The organism is Bacillus sp. B2-WWTP-C-10-Post-4 (assembly GCF_009183805.1).
Taxonomy (GTDB): Bacteria; Bacillota; Bacilli; order Bacillales; family Bacillaceae_G; genus Bacillus_A; species Bacillus_A cereus.
The window spans coordinates 1-2,958 of the sequence record NZ_WEII01000221.1 but is presented as its reverse complement, the minus strand read 5'-3'; the positions used below and the strand labels follow the sequence as shown (position 1 = coordinate 2,958).

The following is a 2,958-nucleotide window of genomic DNA, read 5'->3' as shown; positions in this document are numbered from 1 at the left end:
CCTTTAAAGCAATCTTTTCACATTTATTAATACATAACTTAGTTAAAAATATAAAGAAATCCTGTTTCAAATTTAGAGTATAACCTGAAGGTCCTGATTGTTTTAAAAAATACTGCTTTGCAAATGTCTCAAAACCTTTATAAAAATTTATAGCACGATTCTTTCTACCCGATTTTTTAAACTGATAATCAATATGTTGAAATAAAGACCTGACATAATTAAAAATTGGCTCATCATATCCGCCATCCTTCGGTTTATACTCATCCCAGGATACATCTTGTATTCGCTCTTGATATTCTCTAACTAATGCTTGTATTTCCAAACAAAGTTGATCTTTATCCTCTTTATTTAGCCCTTCTATAAAATTACGAAGACCTTGATAGCTCATAAATTCATTATTACTTTTAATACAATTAATTATTTCTAAGCAATTAACATGGGCAAATAGTTTTGGGAGTCTTGCCTCAATTATCTTCCATCCTTCATAATAACTTTTTCTAGTTTTCGGGCGCTTTTTCTCCAAATCAAGATTATAATACACTGGATAAACTAATTTCTCTTCACTAAAGAATTGATCCAAATGTAAGGTAAGTTGAGTAATATAATAAAAATAATAATATAGCAATAAGTCTTCAAAATGGTTTAAAAATAATTTTTCATTTTCTAATAAAAAGGACAAATCATTTTCAAATTGGTTCCGAATATTCTCAATGTACAATTGATTACTATTTGGTTTTTTATTCTTTTTCTCTAAGGGTGGAAGTAACTTATAAACAAGTTTAAGAATAACATTTTCAGGTTCCTTATTATACTTATTCCTAATTTTCTCTTTAAGTTCATCTGTTACAAGAATATCTGCTAAAAATCCACCTAAGCTGGCTGCTTGATCACTAGATGGAACATAATTAAAAAAGGCTGGATGTGCAATTACTAGTTCATCATTTTCATTAAAAAACAATTCATTTATTACTGAAGATAGTATATCTTTTTTATTATGTGAAACAACTTTACTGCTGATTCTATCAATTAATTTTGTTTTTTCTAAAGCATTGTATTCCATTCCTATAACGGTCCTTGAAAATTCACCGATGACCCCACTAAAACAATCGATTTCATTATTACTAGTTAAGTATGGTAATATTTTGTACTTATTACCAGATGTATGTTTTAGCCTCGTTTTCTTGTCATTATCTGTAAATTTAAATGTGTCTTTTAATCGACTATAATCAATGATTTTATACGCCATATCAAATCTCCTTAAACTCAAATTGCCCAAAACCTTCATGATAGGTTAATTCATACCTTTTCAATTCTTTACCAATTTTTTCTGTTATCTTTACTAGTTCTTGTTCTTTGCTTCCTTCAATAATATTACTGATGAAATCTACAAAATTAATAAAGTTATTTTTATCTTGTTTATTTGGCCTGTACCCATCTTTTATCTTTACTAATAATTCATACAATGGATAATCTATACAAATCTCGTGCTTTTTCAAATCATTTTCATTTGAATTAGTAAATTGTAAAATCATGTATGTCAAAAATTTATCTAAATTTACTTCTTTTACTTCTTTTAGATCATCAGTATATGGTTTTATTTTTACTGATTGACTAATAGTATATTTCAATTGATTTCTTCCTGGATATATATTAATTCTGCCTGGTTCACTTTTTCCGTTCCATTCATAAATTCCATTAATAACAATATCCTGATATAGTTCACGCAATTGAAACCTTTCACCTTTATTCCAATAATAAAGATTTTTAACGTATGACTTATAGATTTCATCTTGAATTCCCAAAGACATATTATCTTCATTCGGGAAAAAAGAATATAACCTCAATAAAGTTTGTAAACCTATTTTCCTATCATCCATCCCCATACCATTTGTTATATCCTGTAAAGTAGTATCTAACATTATTCTTTTATCTATATAACTTTCAAATAACTTATAATAGTTTTGCGTATTATAAAAAGCAATTGTCAAAGTATCCAATGTTTCCGAACGTTTATTAATTGGATCTAAATGGACCAAGTTTTTAAATACTTCAGAAACGCTGCTAAAATTAAAGAATAAATTTGGCATTAATGATAAAAACCTTTGTCTTGTGTCCAATGAATCCACATACTTTTCAAATATTTCTTTTGCACTTCTCTGTTCTAACTCTGTATCTACTAGTATATGATAAAAAAAGTCTAAAAGAGTTCTTGATGAAATGATTGTCTTGTATTTAAGAGTTAATTCAGCAATGAATTTAACAATTGTACTCTTTACTTTTTTATGCATAAGTAATTCATAATTATACTTGACTGGGCACCTATTGGATAAAGAGCAACTATGCAAACAGTTTCTTGTATAATTTTTATAAAATGGGTTTTCTTCACTTTGATCAGTAATTCTATTTAAAGCACTTTCAATAAAATTTGAGACAGGGCCATCTTCACTTAAAGAAAATAAATGGTAATCACTGAAGTTTACAAATTGAAATTTACTCTCCTCTTCAAATGTATTTTCTTCAATTTTCGCTTCTAAAATGCCCTTTAGTAACACATATTCTTTTAAATTAGTAAATTGGTTAGCATATTCTGAATTCAAGAAATTATTTAGAGTACCTAAATTAATTGCAAGTAAGATATTTTTCGATGGATTTTCAGATGCAATAGCCTCGTCTGAAAAGTCTTTTAATACTTCAAATAATGTATCCATTGATGTTTTAGTCGGAGCACTGCTTTCAGTTGCATCATTATGAATATCAAAATGCTCACGAATTTCTGGATTCTGCGATATTAAATAAGATAATATATGAGATTTTCCATCTCCTACGCTACCACAGACTAAAATTAAGTGGTTAGTTGATGAAACAATACTTTTTTCTATTACATCTTTAAGTTTATCTTCCACTTCTCTTTTGATATGCATATATTGCTTAAAACGATTAAAGGACTCTATATTTTCA

General features: G+C 27.6%; 2 protein-coding genes. Both read right to left on the bottom strand.

All coding sequences use genetic code 11. From position 1 onward, the window contains the following. Positions 1-1,246: DNA phosphorothioation-dependent restriction protein DptG (dptG, locus tag GBN78_RS29255; protein ID WP_193224775.1), on the bottom strand; the 1,246-nt coding region annotated here is incomplete at its 3' end. A 1-nt stretch (position 1,247) separates the two neighbouring features. Next, positions 1,248-2,958: DNA phosphorothioation-dependent restriction protein DptF (dptF, locus tag GBN78_RS29250; RefSeq protein WP_152128009.1), on the bottom strand; the 1,711-nt coding region annotated here is incomplete at its 5' end.